This is a genomic window from Halanaerobiales bacterium (assembly GCA_035270125.1).
Taxonomy (GTDB): domain Bacteria; phylum Bacillota; class Halanaerobiia; order Halanaerobiales; family DATFIM01; genus DATFIM01.
The window spans coordinates 1-20,842 of the sequence record DATFIM010000075.1 but is presented as its reverse complement, the minus strand read 5'-3'; the positions used below and the strand labels follow the sequence as shown (position 1 = coordinate 20,842).

The 20,842-nt window shown below is 29.5% G+C and carries 21 protein-coding genes; 1 reads left to right on the top strand and 20 read right to left on the bottom strand.

Annotated elements, in window-relative coordinates; all coding sequences use genetic code 11:
• From VJ881_04120 to polA, 7 genes are all read right to left on the bottom strand, one after another.
• Positions 1 to 252: ATP-binding cassette domain-containing protein (locus tag VJ881_04120; GenBank protein ID HKL75235.1), on the bottom strand; the 252-nt coding region annotated here is incomplete at its 3' end.
• Between the two features lie 29 nt (positions 253 to 281).
• Positions 282 to 1,157: an ABC transporter permease gene (locus VJ881_04115; GenBank protein HKL75234.1), complete on the bottom strand. Its 876-nt coding sequence runs from the start codon at positions 1,155 to 1,157 to the stop codon at positions 282 to 284.
• A gap of 5 nt (positions 1,158 to 1,162) precedes the next feature.
• A complete protein-coding gene (locus VJ881_04110) occupies positions 1,163 to 2,194 on the bottom strand; it encodes an ABC transporter permease (protein HKL75233.1) in 1,032 nt (343 codons plus the stop codon).
• Positions 2,195 to 2,363: 169 nt separating this feature from the next.
• Positions 2,364 to 4,244 (bottom strand): ABC transporter substrate-binding protein, encoded by a 1,881-nt coding sequence (locus tag VJ881_04105; protein ID HKL75232.1) that lies wholly within the window; start codon positions 4,242 to 4,244, stop codon positions 2,364 to 2,366.
• Between the two features lie 284 nt (positions 4,245 to 4,528).
• Positions 4,529 to 5,125, bottom strand: coding sequence for a dephospho-CoA kinase (coaE, locus tag VJ881_04100; GenBank protein HKL75231.1), 597 nt, complete (start codon positions 5,123 to 5,125; stop codon positions 4,529 to 4,531).
• A 103-nt stretch (positions 5,126 to 5,228) separates the two neighbouring features.
• On the bottom strand, positions 5,229 to 6,059 hold the full coding sequence (mutM, locus tag VJ881_04095; GenBank protein HKL75230.1) for a bifunctional DNA-formamidopyrimidine glycosylase/DNA-(apurinic or apyrimidinic site) lyase: 831 nt from the start codon (positions 6,057 to 6,059) through the stop codon (positions 5,229 to 5,231).
• Positions 6,052 to 8,685: a DNA polymerase I gene (gene polA, locus VJ881_04090; protein HKL75229.1), complete on the bottom strand. Its 2,634-nt coding sequence runs from the start codon at positions 8,683 to 8,685 to the stop codon at positions 6,052 to 6,054. Before polA ends, mutM begins: the two co-directional genes overlap by 8 nt.
• Before the next feature lie 126 nt (positions 8,686 to 8,811).
• Here polA and VJ881_04085 point away from each other — a divergent pair, with 126 nt between their 5' ends.
• Positions 8,812 to 9,183: a methylglyoxal synthase gene (locus tag VJ881_04085; protein ID HKL75228.1), complete on the top strand. Its 372-nt coding sequence runs from the start codon at positions 8,812 to 8,814 to the stop codon at positions 9,181 to 9,183.
• Here VJ881_04085 and VJ881_04080 read toward each other — a convergent pair.
• The 13 genes from VJ881_04080 to VJ881_04020 form a co-directional block, all read right to left on the bottom strand.
• Positions 9,180 to 10,697, bottom strand: a complete 1,518-nt coding sequence (locus tag VJ881_04080; protein ID HKL75227.1) for a complex I subunit 5 family protein — start codon at positions 10,695 to 10,697, stop codon at positions 9,180 to 9,182. The genes VJ881_04085 and VJ881_04080 overlap by 4 nt on opposite strands.
• A gap of 21 nt (positions 10,698 to 10,718) precedes the next feature.
• The gene (locus tag VJ881_04075; protein HKL75226.1) at positions 10,719 to 12,251 is read right to left on the bottom strand and encodes a proton-conducting transporter membrane subunit; all 1,533 of its coding nucleotides are present in this window, start codon (positions 12,249 to 12,251) and stop codon (positions 10,719 to 10,721) included.
• A complete protein-coding gene (locus VJ881_04070) occupies positions 12,251 to 12,586 on the bottom strand; it encodes a sodium:proton antiporter (GenBank protein HKL75225.1) in 336 nt (111 codons plus the stop codon). Before VJ881_04070 ends, VJ881_04075 begins: the two co-directional genes overlap by 1 nt.
• Positions 12,576 to 13,298 (bottom strand): hydrogen gas-evolving membrane-bound hydrogenase subunit E, encoded by a 723-nt coding sequence (gene mbhE, locus VJ881_04065; GenBank protein HKL75224.1) that lies wholly within the window; start codon positions 13,296 to 13,298, stop codon positions 12,576 to 12,578. The genes VJ881_04070 and mbhE overlap by 11 nt, the downstream gene beginning before the upstream one ends.
• A gap of 19 nt (positions 13,299 to 13,317) precedes the next feature.
• Entirely contained in the window at positions 13,318 to 13,575 is a 258-nt protein-coding gene (locus tag VJ881_04060) for a DUF4040 domain-containing protein (GenBank protein ID HKL75223.1), read from the bottom strand.
• A complete protein-coding gene (gene mnhG / locus VJ881_04055; GenBank protein ID HKL75222.1) occupies positions 13,572 to 13,916 on the bottom strand; it encodes a monovalent cation/H(+) antiporter subunit G in 345 nt (114 codons plus the stop codon). The genes VJ881_04060 and mnhG overlap by 4 nt, the downstream gene beginning before the upstream one ends.
• Positions 13,916 to 14,173 carry a monovalent cation/H+ antiporter complex subunit F gene (locus tag VJ881_04050; GenBank protein HKL75221.1) on the bottom strand — a complete coding sequence of 86 codons (258 nt, stop codon included), beginning with the start codon at positions 14,171 to 14,173 and terminating at the stop codon, positions 13,916 to 13,918. Before VJ881_04050 ends, mnhG begins: the two co-directional genes overlap by 1 nt.
• Complete coding sequence (locus VJ881_04045) at positions 14,170 to 14,676, bottom strand: Na+/H+ antiporter subunit E (GenBank protein ID HKL75220.1); 507 nt, start codon at positions 14,674 to 14,676, stop codon at positions 14,170 to 14,172. The genes VJ881_04050 and VJ881_04045 overlap by 4 nt, the downstream gene beginning before the upstream one ends.
• A 69-nt stretch (positions 14,677 to 14,745) precedes the next feature.
• A complete protein-coding gene (locus tag VJ881_04040; GenBank protein HKL75219.1) occupies positions 14,746 to 15,690 on the bottom strand; it encodes an alpha/beta hydrolase in 945 nt (314 codons plus the stop codon).
• 98 nt (positions 15,691 to 15,788) lie between these two features.
• The gene (locus tag VJ881_04035) at positions 15,789 to 16,625 is read right to left on the bottom strand and encodes a DegV family protein (protein ID HKL75218.1); all 837 of its coding nucleotides are present in this window, start codon (positions 16,623 to 16,625) and stop codon (positions 15,789 to 15,791) included.
• Between the two features lie 42 nt (positions 16,626 to 16,667).
• On the bottom strand, positions 16,668 to 18,650 hold the full coding sequence (locus VJ881_04030; GenBank protein HKL75217.1) for a penicillin-binding transpeptidase domain-containing protein: 1,983 nt from the start codon (positions 18,648 to 18,650) through the stop codon (positions 16,668 to 16,670).
• A gap of 19 nt (positions 18,651 to 18,669) precedes the next feature.
• Positions 18,670 to 19,467: a DnaJ domain-containing protein gene (locus VJ881_04025; GenBank protein ID HKL75216.1), complete on the bottom strand. Its 798-nt coding sequence runs from the start codon at positions 19,465 to 19,467 to the stop codon at positions 18,670 to 18,672.
• Between the two features lie 16 nt (positions 19,468 to 19,483).
• On the bottom strand, positions 19,484 to 20,584 hold the full coding sequence (locus tag VJ881_04020) for a complex I subunit 5 family protein (protein ID HKL75215.1): 1,101 nt from the start codon (positions 20,582 to 20,584) through the stop codon (positions 19,484 to 19,486).
• Between the last annotated feature and the right edge of the window lie 258 nt (positions 20,585 to 20,842).

The window sequence follows — 20,842 nt, the reverse complement described above, 5'->3', positions numbered from 1 at the left end:
TTGTTTCTTTTTTACTATATCTTCTCCTTCAAACATTATACTTCCATCTACTATTCTTCCTGGAGGTGATTCTACCAATCTCATTATTGATAGTGAAGTTACACTCTTTCCACATCCAGATTCTCCTACTATCCCTATTGTTTCTCCAGGATATATCTCAAAATCTACTCCATCTACTGCCTTTACTACACCTTCTTCTGTAAAAAAGTGGGTCTTTAGATTACTTACATCTATTAACTTTTCTTTACTCAATATTTTCACCTGCCCTTATTTGATTAAAATTATTGTAACTTAGGATCTAAAATATCACGGAACGCGTCACCAATTAAATTCCAACTTAGACTAAAGAATAAAATAGCTGTACCTGGGAAAATAATAGTATACCAGAATTCTAATGGATTACCACTAGTACCTACTATCCAATTTCGGGCAAAAGATATCATCTGTCCCCAATCTGCATAGCCTTCAGGTGCTCCAACTCCAAGAAAACTAAGAGCAGAGGCAGTAATAACCATAGAACCAATTCTCATACAGGCCTGAATTAAAACAGGATATATACTGTTTATGAGAACATGACGTAAAATAATACGAAAGTCATTTGCACCTAATGCTTCTGCAGCCTGAACAAATTCTTCATTTTTGATTTCTAAAACCTGCGATCGTGTTAAACGAGCAGTTCCCATCCAGCCAAATGTAATTAAGGCTAACATTACATTATCTAAACCACGTCCTAGTATTGTTGTAAGAACCATAGCTGCAACTAAGAAGGGAATTGACATAAATACATCTGTAATTCTCATTAAAAATTCATCAACTTTTCCTCCATAAAATGCAGCAATAGTACCAATACTTACACCTATAAGCGAACCAAAAAAGACAACTGTTAGTCCAATTCTAAATGCAGTTCTCGTTCCCCAAATCATACCATAAAATATATCATAAGACCCTTCAGTAGTTCCAAATAGTGCTTGTTCACTTGGAGGAGAAGGTCTTGTAGACCAACCTCGTCTTGGAATTAGATAAGGATCATCGGGATCAGCAGGTGGTGCAATCCAGGGAGCAGCAATAGCAACAATAGCAAATATTAAAATAATAATAAAGCCAAAAACCGATAGTTTGTTAGTAAATAATCTTTTTATTAGTTCTTTCCAGGTCATTTATATCACTCCAATCTAATTCTAGGATCTATAACCGCATATGAAACATCAACTATAAGATTTGTTAGGATTAATAAGAAACTAAAGTACATAGCAACTCCTAATATTGCGGCATAATCAAGTTGTTGTGCTGCTTGTGCTGCAAATTGTCCTATCCCACGATAGTTAAAGATAGTTTCAGTTATGACTACTCCTCCGAGCATTGCTAAAATCATAGGTCCAGCTACTGTTACAACTGGAATAAGTGCATTTCTTCTAGCATGCTTATTAATAACTACATCTTCCTCTACACCTTTAGAACGAGCAGTACGGATATAATCCTTGCGTAAAGTTTCTAACATACTCGAACGCGTAATCCTTAAAATATAAGCCCATCTAACTACAGATAGGGTTATAATTGGAGCAATAACATGTCTAATAGAATCCCATAGAACAAAAAAGTTACCATTTAATAATGAATCAATAACATTTAAGCCTGTATAACGAACAAATTCTGCTGACCTAACAATACCTGCCGCTTCTTGAGTTAGCCGTCCAGGTGGTAGCCAACCTAATACACCATAAAAAATCATTAACATTAATAGTGCAAATACAAAAGTAGGAAATGACCAGCCTACAGTAGCTAAAACTCTGATTATATGATCCCAGGCCTTATTATGTTTAACAGCCGAGAACACACCGAGCCATATCCCTCCTAATACTACCGGAACAACTGCAAATAACACCAGTTCCAGGGTGGCAGGAAATCTAGACATAATAGCCTGAGTAACTGGTTGTCCTGCTGATTCTGACCAACCAAAATCACCTTTCATAATTCCTTTAATCCATCGTCCATATTGTTGATAAAATGGATCATTAAGACCATGCTTTTCTACCATAGCATCCATATTCTGGCCTTTAACCTGCTTAGGATCACTTACATAAGTACTTAATCTTTGATATGGACTTAACATCATTAACATACCAAATACAAGTATTGTGACACCAAATACAATGAATGGTAAGATTATTAGTCTTCTAGTAATATAATTAATCACACCAAATTACAGCTCCTTCCTAAATTTGAAAATAATCAATTGAATAATGTTTCAGAATTTTTACTTTAACTTAGTAATAAATTAGTGTATTTTTGGTATTCACAAATTGACCAGGGGAGAGAACTCCCCTGGCTTTATAAATTAATATTATCTTTTCAAAAGAATCTAATTAATTTTGTACTTCTTCGATTCCTTTTACTTCATGAGTTTCATATCCACCTGGCTTATTATACATATAGAAATATGTTCCAGGTCTCATTGGGTTTGGATAATATCCTTCAAGATATTTACGTTCTAAGTGTACACCAATTGTCTGATCTAACCAGATATCAATAGCCTGATCTACAGAAATTTGCTGGATTTCTTTGTATATTTCTTTACGTTTTTCAGGATCAACTGTAGTTATACCTTTATTAATTAACTCATCTAAACCAGATTCTTCAGCCCATTCCATATAATTTTCTCCACGCTGACCAGCATAGTAACCATCACTGTGGAGGAATGGCTGTGCAAAGTTATGTGCATCTGGGAAGTCAGCTAACCAACCACCAAATGATGCAGGTAAAGTACCCTGAATTGAACCATCAAGATAAGAAGACCACTGTAGGCCCTGTACTTTTACATTAAATTTAGGATTGATCTGTTCAATATAACTCTTAAGCATATCTGCAGCAACTTTACGTGGAGAGTTACCAGTATTATATACAAGAGTCATTTCAAATCCTTTTTCCCATAATTCACCATCAAAAGCTTTCTTAAATTCTTCTTCAGCTTTTTCTAGGTTTAATTGAGGTACATCAGAATTTTCATCATAACCCTGTAGTGGCTTAACTATTGGTCCACGAAGACGAATAGCCTCTCCCATTCTAACTTCTTTGATAAATGCATCATAGTTAAATGCATGACTAAATGCTCTTCTTACGTGAACATCAGTAAAGAAATCTGCTGGAATACCATTACCATCTAATTTTCCACTACCAACAAAATCACTTGCCTTAATATTAATATCCCAGTTAAACATCATAGTAGTATTTTGTAGTTGTGGTAAGTTTTCAACTATATCTACTTTACCAGTTTCCATAACCTGTGATCTATACTGTTTAGGTACATAAGCAAGATCAGCGTCACCACGGAGGAACATCATCTTACGTGTACTCCACTCATCAACATTCTGAATAACAGCTGTTTCAAAGTTAGCTGGTTCTCTCCAGTAGTCATCATTTCTTCTTAAGATTACATGATCTCCATTTTGCCATTCTTCTAAAATGAATGGACCTGTACCCATTAGACTATCAAATAGAGGATCATCTTCTTTGTTAGGGTCATGGTTTTCAACTATTGTTTCAGGGGTGTCATCCCAACCACCTTGTTCTATAACCCATTCTTTATCCATGATCATACCAACATTATTACCATGAGCAAGGATTGTCAAGAATGGTGGATAAGGTGCATCTAGTTTTAAGGTAATTTCATTACCATCAATAACTATTTTTTCATCCATTGCGTCATACAATTTTTTAGCCTGTTCATCAGTCATATTTTCAATTTTGAAGTCTTCTCCTGGATTATCCAGAACTTTTTTAGCAACAGCATCTAAAGTCTGAACTCCAAAGAATGGTTCAATTAACATCCAAACTGGTCCACCAGTTCTATCCTGAACCATACCTCTCATAAAACTATACTTAACATCTTCAGGAGTTAACTCATTTCCATTACTAAATTCTACATCTTCTCTTAAAACAAATGTGTATTCTGTACCATCTTCAGAAATTAAACCATTATCTAAAGAAGGAACTTTGGTTGAAAGCATTGGTTTAAATTCTTCAATACTTGAACGATCATAAGCAATTAATGCTTCCATAACATTGAAAATAACTTCAGAACTAGCAGTATCATATGCAAAATGCGGATCCATAGTGTTTTGGTCCCCAATAGTCACCATAGTCATTGTGTTAGGGTTTTTGACTTCAGTATCTTGAGCACCTGCAACACTAAATCCAGCTACAACAAGAACAAGGGCAAGAACGACAGAAAAAATTCTTTTATTCATATTAATTTTATTTACCTCCTCAAATTTTTCTACTATTTCTACTTCATACTTTGGAAAATTTAAACTCCTCTAAAACTTTCCTCTTTGGATAATTTTTTGGTAAATAACTCCCCTTTTTTTATACCACCTCCTAAATAAAATTATTAATTTGTTAATAATTATTAAAATAAATTTTATATAGCACTCTAATAAATATTATTCTAGAGAAAGAAAGAATTTCCTTCCTAAATAATAAATTATTGCCGAATTTTTAAAATTATTTTAAATTAAAATTTATAAAATATTTAGAAATCGATATTATTTATTTTTCTCCATTTTCTAAGAACCTTATTATTTAATTCTTTTTTATTTCCATTATTGTAAATGACAAAATCCGCTAGCTTTACCTTTTGAGATGTTTCCATTTGAGATGCTATTCTTTTTTTAGCTTCTTCTCTACTTAAACCATCTCTTTTAGCAATTCTCTCTATTTGTTTTTCATAACTACAAACAACCACCCAGGTTATATCAACAATATTCTCTAAACCTGTCTCAAAAAGTAGTGGTACATCAAGAACAAGATGATGGTAATCTTTGATCTTCTCCTTTGTTTCATACTTTATTTCTTCGATTATATAAGGATGAGTAATATTTTCTAATTTTTTTAATTTATCCTTATCTGAGAATACAATTTCGCCAAGTTTTTTCCTATCTATTTTTCCATTATTTTTTGCTATAATTTCACCAAATTCATCTATAACATCATTGTAAGCATTTTTATTTTTCTCCAAAATATTATGGCCTATTTTATCTGCATTAATTATATAAGCACCTAAACTCGCTAAAATCCTTGCAACTGTACTTTTACCAGCGGCGATACCCCCGGTTAATCCAATAATCATAATTTCCTCCATTTAATTAAGTCAATAAATGATTTTAATAATAAAATTTTTCTGATAAATTAAATTTTAAACAAATTGTAAATCCAAATAGCATAAATAAATCCTATTTATTTTTTTGACAATTAGGACAATAATAAGTAGATCTACCTGCTACTTTATCCTTAATAATAATTTCCCCACATTTATTACACTTTTGCCCTTCTTTTTGATATACCTGTAATTTTTCCTGAAAACTTCCTTTTTCACCAAAGGCATTTACATAATCACTAAAAGTTGTCCCATTATATTTTATGCCTAATCTAAGTATTTCTCTTATATTTTTATACATTTTTTTTATAGCATTTTTTGTAAGTTTATCAGCAGGGTGGCGAGGATGAATACCAGAACGATAAAGCACTTCATCAGTATAAATGTTACCTAAACCTGCAATAAATTTTTGATTTAAAAGAAGTGACTTTATGCCCGCAGTTCTTCCTTTAAATAATTTTTGAAAATCTTCAAAACTAAAATCAGAAGCAAGAGGCTCAGGGCCAAGCTCCGCAAGCCCTCCTGCCGCCTCATAATTATCATCATCAATTAAATAAATTCTCCCGAATTTCCTTACATTATTAAATCTTAAATCTGTATTATGATCTAATTTAAAAATTATATGAGTGTGTTTTTTAAGTGGTTCCTTACTGGGCTTTACAAGAAGTTTACCGGTCATCCTTAAATGGATAACCATAATTTTATCTTCAAGTAAATGTATTAATATATATTTCCCTCTACGGGTAATATCGAAAATTTTACGATTTTTTATTTGTTTTTGGAATTCTTTTAACTCTGGATAAGCTATTAGTCGAGGTTCTTTAATTCTCACAGAAGTTATTATATAATTTTTTATAAGATTTTTCAAGCCCAAAACTACATTTTCTACTTCAGGTAATTCAGGCATTATTTTGCACCTCATATTCTTCCTTGTCTCTCCAGTTATCTCCAATCTGTAAATCAACAGTTAAAGGAACTGATAGTGAAGCTGTATTCTCCATTTTTTCTTTAACTTTTGCAGCTACTTTTTGAAATACATCTTTTTTAACTTCCAAAATAAGTTCATCATGGACCTGTAATAAAATTCTTGCTTCCAGATCACAATTATTTATATAATCATAAACATCAAGCATAGCCAATTTCATAATATCAGCTGCACTTCCCTGAATCGGTGTATTTATAGCTGCTCTTCTGGCAAAAGATCTTTTATGAAAATTACTGCTATTTATATCAGCAATATATCTTTTTCTATCAAATATGGTTGTTACATATCCTTCTTCCTTAGCTTTTTTTGTTATATTATCCATATATTTTTTAACTCCAGAAAATCTATCAAAATATTTATCGATATATTCTTGAGCTTCCTTTTTACTAATATCAAGATCCTGGGATAAACCATAAGCACTCATTCCATAAGCAATCCCAAAATTAATAACTTTTGCATGTCTTCTCATATTTGAAGTAACTTCTTCAGGATTAACTTCAAATATTTTACTGGCGGTTTCAGTATGAATATCAAGACCATTTTTAAAAGCATTCATTAATGATTCATCCTGACTGATATGAGCCAAAACTCTTAATTCAACCTGTGAATAATCTGCAGCCAGAAATGCCCAATCATCATTTTCTGGAACAAAAGCTTTTCTAACCGCTCTTCCTTCTTTAGTTCTAATCGGTATATTTTGCAGATTAGGATCAGTACTACTTAATCTACCAGTAGCAGTAATCATTTGATTATAACTGGTATGAATTCTTCCTGTTTCAGAATTAATTAAAGGTGGGAGTGCATCTACATAAGTAGATTTTAATTTTGACCACTTTCTAAATTCCATTATTAAAGGTATAATATCATGTTTGTCTTCCAGTTTTTCCAGAACTTTTATACTTGTTGAATAACCTGTTTTAGTTCTTTTTATTACTGGTAATCCTAATTTCTCAAATAAAATTTCTCCTACCTGTTTGGGAGAATTAAGATTAAACTCTTCACCCGCTAATTTATAGGCTTTTTCCTCTATTGAAGTTATTTTTTTCTCCCACATTTCAGATAATTCACCAAGATATTCTTTATCAACTTTTATACCATTTAATTCCATTTGAGCTAGAGAAGGAATTAAAGGAATTTCTATATCATTATATAATTCTAATAAATTATTATTTTTTAATTCATTAAGCAAAACATCGTTCAATTCAAATATATTGGCTAATTGTACTGCTGACTTTTCCATATCAGTAACTTCTTTACCTAATTCAAAATCCAATTCTTCCTTATAAAGAGTTGCCAAATCAATTAACTTATCTGAAGGATTTAAAAGATATTTTGCTAATAAGGGTTCAAACTCCAAACCTTTTAATTCTATATTATTTCTTTTACAATATAAGATCCCCTCTTTAGCCTGAAGCATTAATTTTTTTATATCTTTATCTTCTAATATATCTTTTAAATTACTTAAATTAATTTGATCCAAATCAAAAGAATAAATATTATTTGCATCTTCTGCAAGAAGAAGTTCCTTAAGTTCACTTTCAACTGGATTTGAAAAATCAGAAAGAACAAAATATAAACCAATTTCTTTCTTCTCTTTCCATTTTTCTAAATGATTATTTAAATCTTCAGGATTATCAATTTTTTCAATATTAATATCATCACTTTTAATTTCTTTAAGTTCTTTAAATCTTTCAATTAAACTTTTGAATTCAAGCCGTTCAAAAAGTTTAATTATTTTTTTCTTTTCTTCTTCAGTTAATTTATCATAAGATAAATCTTCAAGATTAACATCCAGGGAAACATTCTGTAAAATTTCACCTAGCATTTTACTTGTTCTGGCCTGGTCTGCATATTCTCTTAAATTTTCTTTCCTCTTTTTTCCGGAAACATCTTCAATATTGTTTAATACATTTTCCATATTATCAAATTCTTTTAATAATTTGGTAGCTGTTTTTATTCCAATTCCTGGTACTCCAGGTATATTATCAGAAGAATCTCCCATAAGACCTTTTAAGTCTATTAGTTGGTCAGGTTCTAGTTCATATTTTTCTCTGACTTCTTCTAAAGTATATTGAGTAATATCAGATATTCCCTTATTAGTGTACATAACTTCAATATTTTCTGTAACTAATTGCAGTGCATCTCTATCTCCAGTAACAATAACTACATCCCAATCTTCATTTTCACCCATCCTGGCAAGAGTTCCAATAACATCGTCAGCTTCATAACCTTCTTTTTCAAAAATAGGTATATTAAGATCTTTTAACATTTCTTTTATTAGTGGGATTTGAGGAGAAAGTTCATCAGGCATTTTTTTTCGGTCTGCTTTATAATCTTCATATTCCTCATGGCGAAAGGTAGGTCCTTTTTTATCAAAAGCAACACTTAAAAGATCAGGTTTTTCATTATCTATTAATCCAAAAAGCATTCTTGCAAAACCAAACACAGCATTTGTATATTCTCCATCCTGATTAGTTAAGGTTGGTAAGGCATAAAAAGCTCTATGAGCAAGACTATGACCATCAAGTAAAAATAATTTTTTTGACAACTAAAATCAACTCCTTAGATAATCTATTTAAAATTTAACTTTTTGTAGGGATTTATATATTTTTCTTGAATTTATAATTTAGAACTATATTAAAAACAAAACTCTAAAATAGAAGGTGAAATAATTATGAAAAGAATAGCATTAATAGCTCACGATGAAAAAAAGGACGACATGGTTGAATTTGTAAAACATCATTATAATTTTCTTTCAAAATGCAAACTTATTTCCACAGGTACTACTGGAAAAGTAATTATGGATAATGTTAATGTAAAAATTAATCGTATGGAATCAGGACCACTTGGTGGTGATCAGATGGTTGGTGCTGAAGTAGCTAAAGATAAACTTGATGGTGTAATTTTTTTGCGCGATCCTCTTACAGCCCAACCACATGAACCAGATATTTCAGCTTTACTTCGGGTCTGTGATGTCCATAATGTTCCGCTCGCTACCAATATTTCTAGCGCACATTTTATTTTAAAAGGTTTACTTGAAAATTAAATTATAAAAGTAATCCACATATATAATAACATAAGCAGGGTAGGAATCCAAAGTAACTGAATTTGAAAATCAGTATAAATGAAATTATAAATACCTCGCGAAATATTATATATACTATTATAAAGATATGATTCGAAGAAAACCCCTGTATCATATTCTAAAAACTTACCTGAAATTTTATAAAGAAAGTTATTCACCTTTTTGAAAATATCATCCAATTCTGGGGCTGCTTTTTCTTTTGTTTTTATCCAGTCAAGTCTCCAGAGAATTGAAATTGCTATTATAAAATAGACAATATAATTTATAAAACCATCTAAAAAATGAAAACTTATATCTTCAACAAAAAATCTACTATATATATAATTTGGCACAATTCCAGTAAACAATAAGGCAAAACTTAAAAATAAAATTGCACTATAGCCATATTCACCTGGGGAGAAATTTCTTTTTTTAATTTCTCCTTCTTTTTTATTCTTGCCAAAAATATTCTTTAACCATAACCACCAGGCCAACCTAAGACTATATAAAATAGTTAAAATACTTGCACCATGTAATAATATTTTTAAATAATCTATCCCCTTAAATGCATATTTTATAAAGTGCTTACTGTGATATCCTGTCAGGAAAAACGTTCCCATTAAAGAAAGCAAACTTATTATTACTGTTAAAGCTGAAACTGGCTTTCTTTTCCAGATTTTATTCATATCATATATTGTTCTGCTCTTATATTCTTTTTCTAAAAATCCACTGTTTATAAAAAGATTAGTTTTTGCCAGACTATGAGCTACAATATGAAAAATAGCTCCAACAATTCCATAAGTACTGCCACTTCCTATCCCTACAGCAATAAAACCTAACTGACTGATAGTACTATAAGCTAAAAGAACTTTTAAATCTGTCTGTAGTAATGCTTTAATCCCTCCAAGGAAGATCATCAAAAATCCTAAAATAACCAAAAATTGATTAGGGCCAGCTATAATTTTCAAAAGAGTTATAAATCCTAATTTTACAACCCAACCAGAAAGCACTGCACTTACTGGAGCAGGTGCTTTGGAGTGGATAGGTGGTAACCAAAAATGCAATCCAAAAATACCACTTTTCATCCCCACCCCTATTATAAACAAACTCTGTAACCAGGTTTCATCTATTACCCCAATTGTTTTATAACCCATACTAAAGGCTAATAAAATAACATATAATAAAATACTACTACCTGTAAATTGAACCAAAAAATACTGTCTGGCTATTTTTTTATCACTCCATATAATCATAAAGGTGGTAGTTACCGTTACAATTTCCCAGCCTATAATAAAAACAAACCAGCTCTGGGTGGTAATAACCATAAAAAAGCCTAATATGTAAAAAATATTTAATATATAATACCAGAATTTATTTTCTTTTAAATAATCATAGGCAGCAAATGAAGTTGCAGCAGTTACAAATAAACCTAATAAAACAAAAAATATATTGAAATCATTGTATAGAAAAATTTCTGAAATATCGAAAACATCCATTTATTTATAATCACCACCTGTTTATAAACCAAGTATATGGTTAATATATTCTTGAGAATCAATTAATTCTGGAATCATAGAATTTATTGGTATATCAAACATTTTAAAACCAACTCCAGTAACTACTACTAAAAATGTAAAAAGATAAATAATTGCAGTTACAATCCGCTCTCTGTAAAAAGTAGAAATTATAGGTTTATTGAAAATACCACGATTTTTCAAATCAGGTTCTACTTTTACTTTCTGAACAGCTCTTGCAATATAACGCATATAATAAATCACGGCAGTTAAACTACCTACTATAACAAGAGCAGCCCCCAAATAACTCTGAGACTCTAAAAATCCAAGTAAGATATACCACTTACTCATAAACCCTATAATAGGTGGAATACCTATCATCCCAAACGATAGTACTATTATACTAATGAAAATACCTTTATGTCTATAAGCAATTCCTGTAAAATCTTCTATCTTATGTCCGGAAACATAATTTATTAAATAACCTACTCCTAAAAATAAACCAGATTTCATAAGTAAATGAGCAATAATATGTAACATTGCTCCATAAAATCCTGCTTTAGTATTAAGAGCTATGGCAGCAGTTATCATACCAATATGGCCAATAGTTGAAAAAGCAAGCATTCTCTTAATATCATCTGCCTGTAGAGCGAAAATATGCCCAAGTAAACTTGAAAATAAAGAAATATAAATAATAAATACATCCAAACCTATATCTATAATTATGTTATAATCCAAAACTGTCCATAATATTCTAATAAAGGTATAAAGATAAACTTTTAATAATACTCCTGACAAAAGAGCACTTATAGAGCTCGGACAGGCACTATGAGCTTTAGGTAACCAAAAATGAAAGGGAAAAATCCCCAGTTTAATAAGAAAACTGACAAGAAAAGTAGTTATAATAAACAATTGCATCCTAAATCCAATACTACCAAAATTAGCAGCTGCTTCTGCCATATTAAGAGTACCAACACTAAAATAAATGAAAATTACTCCAATGAAAAAGAATAAACCTCCAATAATACTATAAATCAAATATTTAATTGCTGCTTCTGTAGAATTTTGATCTCTTTTAAAAGCAACCAGAGGCGATGAAGTAACTGCAATTAATTCAATAAATACATACATATTAAATAAATCGCCGGTTAAAATAGTACCCTGCATTGCTGCAAATATTAAAAATAAAAGAACATAGTATTTACCTTCATGATGGCCAATAAAACCAATTGAATAAACTATTATAAAATATAAGGAAAAGGTGATTAAGGTAGAGAAAAATAAAGCAACCGGGTCCATTATTAAATTAATTCCATATGGAGTAATCCAACCACCTAAATGATAATCTAAAAAAAGCTCAGAATTTTTAATTTTATCAAAGTTGTTTAATATTATTCTAATTGCTATAAATGCTTCTACATTTATAGAAACAAAGACAAAATATTTTCTTATACTTTTATGAATAAGATCAATTAATGGTATCATAAAAGCTGTAAATAAAGGTATTATAACTAGTAGTAAGATATTTATATCCATTAATCATCCAACCCCTTCAAATTATCAAGATTATGGGTCCCTGTAAATTTATCTAATTCTATTATAAAAGTTAATAATAAAGCAGTAGTACTTGCTCCAATTACTATTCCAGTCAAAGTAAGGGCCTGTGGTATTGCATCTATCATATCTAAACCTCTTTCAGTTACCTGATAAAAAGGTAAACCTCCTCCTTTATCATTAGTAGATATTACCCAATAAAACACAGCAGCTTCTAAGATGGATAAGCCAATAACAATTTTAATCAAATTTCTTTTTATATAAATTGCATATGAACTAACAAAAACCAAAATAGCAAAAACTAAATTATTTATCACGGCTTACCCAACTCCTTTCCAGTGTTTTTTGAATCATACTATAGAATATGATTGCAAGTCCAGCTCCTACTTTTAGACCAATACCTATATTTACAATTGGGATACTTCCAGCACTAAATAGGCTTCCTATTCCCTGGTTTAAAATTTTTATATTACTTAAAAATACTCCTTCAATCATTAAACCTATAAATCCTATTAAAAGAAAAGTAAGAGCCCCACCTGTTTCCAGAACAGTTTTTGTGTTAGGACTAACCATTTTATAGTCAAATGCACTTCCATAAATTATTATAAAAATAATAGAAATACTGGCAAGAATAACTCCTCCCTGAAAACCTCCTCCAGGAGATAAATGACCGTGAGTAATTACATATATACTAAACAGAAAAATAAATGGAGTTAAAATTGCAAAAGTTCTTTTTACAATAAATGATAAACCATGGGAAGAAACAGCAAGAGTTTTTCGAGATAAAACAAGTACTATTCCACTAACAGCAGCAAAGATAACTGTACTTTCTCCTAATGAATCAAAAGCTCTAAAATCATATAAAATAGCTGTAACTAAATTAAGAGAATTAGTTTCTTCCAACCCATTAGCCCTATAAAAAACTGAGGCATTATTTTCAATTAACTGATCCTCAGGTATAATTTGCAAATTCAAAAATAAAACTAATGAAAATAATGCTAAAATTATAATTGCAACTACCTTTTTCATTATTAAATCACCTCAGTTATCAGTCTTTTTGACAATGACATTCTTCATCTTTTCTAAGTTGACTTATGGCAGCCATAAAAATCGCTGTATTTAATCCTGCACCAATTACTCCTTCAGCTAAAGCCACATCTGGAGCTTTATGGATTAAGTATAATGTAGTCAATACAATTGAAAAGATTGATAAAAACACAATAGAGATCAATTCCTCTTCAAAAAAAACAGCAAATATAGCAGTTAAAAGCAAAAATAATAGTAATAAATATTCTAAAATAATCATTCTTCTTGCTCCTTTATATAATCAGAATATTCGTCAATACTTTTTTCTTCTAATTTAACTATCTCCTTTTTATAAGAAGATCTTGCAATGGCATGAGTAGCCATTGGGTTGGATATTAAAAACAATAAAGCAATAAGTACTATTTTTAAACTAATAAAAAGTTCCCAAACATAAACAGCAATACCTAAAGAAACTAAAACAGCACTTATTGTTAGAACAACAGCACCGGCATGAATTCTAGTATAAGCATCTGGGAATCTTAAAAGACCAATTACTGTTACTACCGCAAAAGCTGCTCCTGCCCCCATCAATAAATATGATATGATTATTCGTAAAAGCATTATTTATACAGCTCCTCATGCTCAAAGTATTTAGAAAAAATCAACATATCAATAAAAAGTAAAATCGCATAACCTAAAGAAATATCTATAAATAAACTTATTTCATAATAAACTCCAATAAGTAAAATAACGAGAGTTAAAAAAATCCCAATACTATCAGCTGCAATCAATCTATCAGTAATAGTTGGTCCAAGTACCGCTCTTATCAAAATTAATAAAGAAGCAATAGTAAAAAAAATAGCCAACCCAATAATCATTCGAAAATCACTCCTAACCAGTTCTCAAATGTTTCAATTATTTCTTTTCTTTTAGCTGCATCTTCTGTAGATTTTACATCAATCCAGTGAATATAATAAGCTCTTTCACTTTTATCAAAATCAAGAGTCAAAGTACCAGGTGTTAAAGTTATTAGGTTAGCCAGAATAGTTAAAGCTGAAACATTGGTCAAAGTAGTTTTAACTTTTACTATTCCTGGAGAAAAAGAAGGTTCTTTTTCAAATGCATGTTTACTAACTTCAATAGCTGATACAAATGCTTCATAAAAAAACACAAAAACAAAAGCAAATATTAATCCAATTTTTTTAATAAAATTTTTCATCCCTATTTTTTTCTTGCTAAACCTAAATAACATATCTTTAAAAAAGTAAGTTACAATTATAGAAACAAAGAAACCAACTATTAAAACTTCCCGGGTTATTCTCCCCGCAAAAATTATCCAGACTCCTAATACTAGAAAAAAGGTAATTAGATTTTCACGCATATACAACACCCTTTTTTTAAAAAAGCCGCCTCACTTACCAAAAAGTTTCAGCGGCTAATTTAAAATAATTTATTTTGCTTTAATATTATCTTCCATAAATTTAACAATTTCATTTTTTAAATAAGGCATCCGAGGTAAATAACTGAATTCTAGAACATGGCCACTACCTTCAATACTAATAAATTTACAATCAGCACCAAGTTTTTGAGCTTTCTCATAAAATAACTGTGATTGATTAAAGGGAACAAAATTATCTTTAGTACCATGAAGTAACATAATAGGAGGACTATTTTCATTAATATAGTTTATTGGACTTGCTTTTTTCATAATATCTTCATCAAATTTATTGGTATTTATAGCAGACATTATTTTTTTCCTGAATTCAAAAGTTTCTTTTCCATATAATTTTGTAGGGCCAGACATTGAAACTATACAATTAACTTTATTATTATTTAAACCTGTTAATAAAGCAAGAGTACCTCCAGCTGAGTGTCCAACTGCACAAATTTGATCAATATCAAAATTATATTTGCTTTTATTATTTATTATCCAATAAATTGCATCTTTTACATCTCGATAATTATCAGGAAATATTTTATCTCCATACAGTAATCTATAGTTAATACTTACTACAATCCAGCCATTTTTGTGCCATTCATCTACTAAAGGTTTTAAATCATAAATTTCATCTTTATCCCCTCTGATAAAGCCTCCACCATGGATATAAACTACTACTGGATAACTTTTTGTTAATTTTACTTCAGGGTATAAAATATCTAATTGCAATTCTTCATCATTGATTTTTTTATAGGTAATATCTTTTTTTATTAAATCATCATAATCATTAAATTCAATGAATTCAAGATTAACCATATTAGAGTATTTTAAATCGAAAACTTTATTTTTCAAAATTAAATGATTATCATCATCATTAGCAAATAAATTATTATGAGTTAAAAATACTACAAATAAAATAAGAAATAAAACTAATGTAACTTTATGATAAGAAAACATATTTTTCACCTTCTAAACCCACCTACTTAATATTAAGCTATGATTATCATCTTAATTATTATTATAAACTAAATTCATCAATTCAGCAAGCTAACAGATTAAAAAGCAATGACTATACCACCTTCATTAGCATATACTGTACTTATACCGGCTGTTTCAACAATAACTATATCTTTGAAATTATACTTTTTTTCTATTTGTTTTTTTAAGTTTTCAGCTTTATCCAAGGCATTACAGTGAGCTATACCTATAATTTTTTCCTCAAGGTTTTCTCCTTTTTCTCCAATTAATTGTACAAGCTTTTTAAAAACTCTTTTAGAACCTCTTGCTTTATCTAACAATTGGATTTCTCCTTTTCCATCACTTCCCAGGATAGGCTTAATATTAAAAAAAGAAGCCAGCTTCCCTTTTACTTTACTCATCCTTCCGGCTTTAATAAGATTATCTAAAGAATCCAAAACAAACATAGTTTTCATTTCATTTATATAATTATCAACTTTTTCAATAATATTATTTTTTTCCAACCCTTTTTCTACTAATTCACCAATCTTTATACTTATTATTGTCTCACCCGCTGATGCACTTAGTGAATCGAAAACATGAATGAATTTATCATTTAATTCTTCCATAATCATACTTTTTGCTAAATTAGCATTCTGGTAAGTTCCACTTAATTTAGAAGATAAAGTAACTACAAAAGATTCTTCAGCTTCTTTATACTTTTCGATAAATAACTGAGGAGAAGGACTTGCTGTTTTAGGTGAATCATTATCATTTCTCATAGAATCAATCAACTCTTCTTTATTTAAATTTTCATCATCTACAAATTCTTTATCATTAACAAATATTTTCAAAGGAACTATCTGAATATTGTATTTTTCTTTTATTTTTTCATTTAAATCACAACAACTGTCAGCTAAAATTTGGATTGCCATTATTTAAATACCTCCATTAATAATAATACATCAATTATATATTTATTCACCCTCATTTGCAAGATCAGAGATTATTTTTTTAAAAATTGGGGCTGCATCTTTACCTCCAACACCACCATTTTCTAAAAATACTGCAACTGCTAATTCAGGATTATTAACAGGTGCATAACCAACAAACCAGGCATGTGGTTTTTCATCATCAATTCCTATTTCAGCTGTTCCAGTTTTTCCAGCAATTTCAATACTTTCTAAATCAGCATTTTTACCAGTACCTTTATCAACAACATTTATAAGCATTTCTTCTAATTTATTGATATTTTCTTTTGCTATTATTTGTCTGAGATCTTCATTTTCTAAATTATTCTTTATCAAAGATGGAAAAACATTTTTACCCTGATTGGCCACAATAGCTATAATTCTATTCATTTGGATAGGATTTGTTAATACTTTTGCCTGCCCCAGTCCTGTCCAGGCTAAATCAACTTTACTGTTTATCTCACCAATACTACTGTTTTTTACTTCAAGGCCGAGATTGATATTTTTTTCAAATCCAAATTTATTTATATATTCAATAAGTCTTTCTTTTGATAATTCTAAAGCAATTTTAGCAAAGGCAGTATTAATAGAATAAGTTAAAGCTTCTTTAAATGTATGTTTTCCAAAAACTTCATTTTGATAATTTCTAACTATATTTCCTTCTATTTTAAGCTCACCTTTGTCATTAAATTCTGTATCCATTTCTACTAATCCACTATCTAAAGCAGAAGCTGCTGTTATTATTTTAAAAGTTGAGCCAGGAGGATAAAGTCCCTGTATTGCTCTATTTAACATAGGACTCTTTTCATTTTTCTGGATTTTTTCCCAATCACTTTGACTCATACCCAGAACAAATTGATTGGGGTCATAAGAAGGAGAACTAACCATTGCCAAAATTTCTCCATTTTTAGGGTCTGAAACTACTACTGCTCCAGTTTTATTATCCAGAGCCTGCCAAACTTTTTTCTGTAAATCTCTATCTATACTAGTAATTAAGTTTTCACCATCAACAGCTTTTTTTCTCATTAATTCTTTTTTATTATTATTATTTTGCAGATAAAGAATATAACCATTTTTACCTCTTAATTTCTTTTCATAACTTTTTTCTAATCCAGATTTACCTGTTAATTCTCCAGAAATATAATTAATTTCTTCAGATGATTCAATTTCTTTATTGGAAATTTCAGAAATATATCCTGTAAGATGGGCAGTTATTTCTTTATAAGGATAAACTCTGGATTCTTTTTTTCGAAAAAACACACCTGAAATAGGACGTAATTTTTCTTCAAGTTTCTTATAATTTTCCCAGGTCAAAGTTTTTAAAGGAGAAAACCATTCAGGGTTATCAGGGTATCTTTGCAAACTATTCATTATTTCACTTTCATCTACATCCATTATTTGGGTTAATTCTTCTATTAATATTTTTTGATTTTCAACTTTAGCTGCCTGAATCCCAACTTCTACAACCTCTCCCTTAACAGCCAGAGGATTTTTATTTCTATCAAATATTACTCCTCTTTCAGGTAAAATAACCTCCCTTACAAACTTTGACTCTTCAGTCATATCTGGAAAAATTAAATTATAATTCCATTTTATTTTCCAATTTATTAAACTTTCTCTTTTTAAATTCATAGTATATTCATAAATTTTTTTACCAAAATCAGCAGAATTAAAATTCATTCTATAATTAGCACTTGCTGAGAAAAAATCATCTCTTTGAACTATAAGATTTTCAGATTGTTTTCCTTTTATTTTTGCTTTTTTATAAAAATTTTCATATCTATTTTTCATAGTTTCAATAGTTATTTTTTCTTTACTTTCTTCCGCAAGCAAGGAATAAGCCTTTTCATAATTGTTGTTTTCTAATGCCTTTAAATATTCATTTGCTGATTCAACAGGATCCGGTACAAAAACAACATAAGAAGCGCCACCTATTAACAATACCGATAAAATAATAATAGCTATAATGAGGTTCTTTTTATTAACCATAATAACCATTCCCTGTTTTTTATTTTTCGCCTCTCATTTTCATTATTTTTTCATAGGCATCCTGTATTTCTTTAAATCTTTTATTAGCAAGTTCAACAAAATCATCTGGTAAATCTTTAGATATTATACGATCTGGATGATATTCTTTTACTAATTTTCTATATTCCTTTTTTATTTCAGCCGTACTATCATTTCGAGAACATCCTAAAACTTCATAAGGATCTTTTCCTTTTGACAGATTATCCTGTCGATTATTTTGCCTGCTATGACTTCTTTGATAACCACTAGATTGTCTTTGATAACGACTTCTACTGTTTAATCCAAAAATATCCACTGCTTTTTCTAACATTTTAGTTTGTTTAGAAGAAGCTCCTCCATTAGCTGCAGCTATTTGATTCATTAATTCAACCACTCTACCTGCAACATTAGGTTGATTTCCAATTATATTATAAAAATTTTTCGCATATGTCTCAAAAGAAATGTTTTTTCTTTTAGCTTCATCAAAAAAACCTATTACCTCTTTCTTTAGTGCAGGTGGTAAATTTAATTCCCTATCAGTGAAATCATCTACTATATTAATTTCTTCTCTTGTAACAGCTCCATCACCCTGAGCGAGTTTTGCCAACATTCCATATAACTGTTTATAAAAATAAAGTTGTGAATTTGCAGATTGATTGCTCTGTCTTTGACCATAATAAGTTGTACTACTTGAACTGCTATTTAAAACAAAACCAATAAAAGCACCTATAATAGCCCCAGGGATATTAAAAAATATAAACCCAATAAGACTAGAAATAAAAACTGTTCCACACCCCATCTATTTTTATCCTCCTCTATTCATTTCTAATATAATTTGCAAAATATAGTCTGACTCCAATAAATATATATATAAAACTAAATAATAAACCTGTAAATATATCAAAATCAATATCAATATTTAATATCTGATTACTAAAAACTCCAAATCCAATTAAAGCAATCACTGGTAATAAAAGAACTGATTTTTCTCCCCAACTTAAAATATAATTTTTCCGGCATTTATTGTTAGATTTAAATAAATTAAAATCAAATTTACTATTTTTGAACATAGTCAACCATAAAACTCTTAAAGAATATAAAACAGTAATAATACTACTAATATGTAATATTATAATAAAAAACGGATGATGATCAAGTGAGTATTTTATAAGATGTTTACTATTATATCCAACAAAAAGTGGTATCCCCATTAAAGAAAGAAAACTAATGAATGTAGTTATACTATTTAATTTCTGGCGATTTTGACAATCAACAAAATCTTTTATAAGTACAGAACCATATTCTCTTATTAAATTTGCTGCTCCATTAAATAATGTTGTTTTTGCCAATCCATGAGCTATAATATGGATTATAGCTCCAAGATAGCCATATTTATTTCCACTCCCAATTCCCAGAGCAATAAATCCAAGTTGACTTATAGAACTATAACCTAAAATAATTTTATAATTGTTTTCTCTAATAGCACGGAGGCCACCATAAAAAATCATTAATAAACCTGCATATAATAATAATTGATTACCATCAGTTATTAATTTTAAATAAGTAATAAAACCAAGTTTAGCTACCCAACCTGAAGAAATAGCACAAAATGTTGCTGAAGCTTCACGATAAATCATAGGTATCCAAAAATGCAATCCAAAAATAGCACTCTTAAAACCCATACCAAGGATAAACATATTTTGTAACCAGGTTTCTTCTATTGGTCCTACCTGGGTATAACCATTAGTATAGGCAACTAATACTGTATAAATTAAGAAACTGCCACCTATAAATTGAATTATTAAATATTTCCAGGCTGCAGACTTGTTATCCCATAATAACATCAAAGCAGTAATTACAGAAACCAATTCCCAGCCAGCTACAAATAAAAACCAATTTTTAGTAGTTATCGTCATCGAAAAACTTAAAATATATATTAAAAATAAAAAATAAAACCACTTTTTATTTTCATGAATTTTACGCCAGGCTGAAATCGCTGTAATTATACTTAAAAATATACCAATACTCAAAAATAATAAATTATAATTACTTAAAGTAAAATTACTAAATATAAATTCTTTTATGACCTACACCTCCTGAATTACCTCTATTTTAATTTGATTATTCTCTCTATCAGAATTATATCATAAATTGGAGCTACTACAAAACCAAAT

What these genes read in the sequence shown, in the direction of transcription:
- VJ881_04020 (HKL75215.1), bottom strand. Translation starts at nt 20,584, where the DNA reads ATGACGATAACTACTAAAAATTGGTTTTTATTTGTAGCTGGCTGGGAA.
- mnhG (HKL75222.1), bottom strand. Translation starts at nt 13,916, where the DNA reads ATGCTTTTACGAATAATCATATCATATTTATTGATGGGGGCAGGAGCA.
- VJ881_04075 (HKL75226.1), bottom strand. Translation starts at nt 12,251, where the DNA reads ATGGATATAAATATCTTACTACTAGTTATAATACCTTTATTTACAGCT.
- VJ881_04025 (HKL75216.1), bottom strand. Translation starts at nt 19,467, where the DNA reads ATGGGGTGTGGAACAGTTTTTATTTCTAGTCTTATTGGGTTTATATTT.
- mbhE (HKL75224.1), bottom strand. Translation starts at nt 13,298, where the DNA reads ATGAAAAAGGTAGTTGCAATTATAATTTTAGCATTATTTTCATTAGTT.
- mutM (HKL75230.1), bottom strand. Translation starts at nt 6,059, where the DNA reads ATGCCTGAATTACCTGAAGTAGAAAATGTAGTTTTGGGCTTGAAAAAT.
- VJ881_04045 (HKL75220.1), bottom strand. Translation starts at nt 14,676, where the DNA reads ATGCGTGAAAATCTAATTACCTTTTTTCTAGTATTAGGAGTCTGGATA.
- VJ881_04115 (HKL75234.1), bottom strand. Translation starts at nt 1,157, where the DNA reads ATGACCTGGAAAGAACTAATAAAAAGATTATTTACTAACAAACTATCG.
- coaE (HKL75231.1), bottom strand. Translation starts at nt 5,125, where the DNA reads ATGATTATTGGATTAACCGGGGGTATCGCCGCTGGTAAAAGTACAGTT.
- VJ881_04105 (HKL75232.1), bottom strand. Translation starts at nt 4,244, where the DNA reads ATGAATAAAAGAATTTTTTCTGTCGTTCTTGCCCTTGTTCTTGTTGTA.
- VJ881_04040 (HKL75219.1), bottom strand. Translation starts at nt 15,690, where the DNA reads ATGTTTTCTTATCATAAAGTTACATTAGTTTTATTTCTTATTTTATTT.
- VJ881_04035 (HKL75218.1), bottom strand. Translation starts at nt 16,625, where the DNA reads ATGGCAATCCAAATTTTAGCTGACAGTTGTTGTGATTTAAATGAAAAA.
- VJ881_04060 (HKL75223.1), bottom strand. Translation starts at nt 13,575, where the DNA reads ATGATTATTTTAGAATATTTATTACTATTATTTTTGCTTTTAACTGCT.
- VJ881_04030 (HKL75217.1), bottom strand. Translation starts at nt 18,650, where the DNA reads ATGGTTAATAAAAAGAACCTCATTATAGCTATTATTATTTTATCGGTA.
- VJ881_04050 (HKL75221.1), bottom strand. Translation starts at nt 14,173, where the DNA reads ATGATTATTGGGTTGGCTATTTTTTTTACTATTGCTTCTTTATTAATT.
- VJ881_04080 (HKL75227.1), bottom strand. Translation starts at nt 10,697, where the DNA reads ATGGATGTTTTCGATATTTCAGAAATTTTTCTATACAATGATTTCAAT.
- VJ881_04085 (HKL75228.1), top strand. Translation starts at nt 8,812, where the DNA reads ATGAAAAGAATAGCATTAATAGCTCACGATGAAAAAAAGGACGACATG.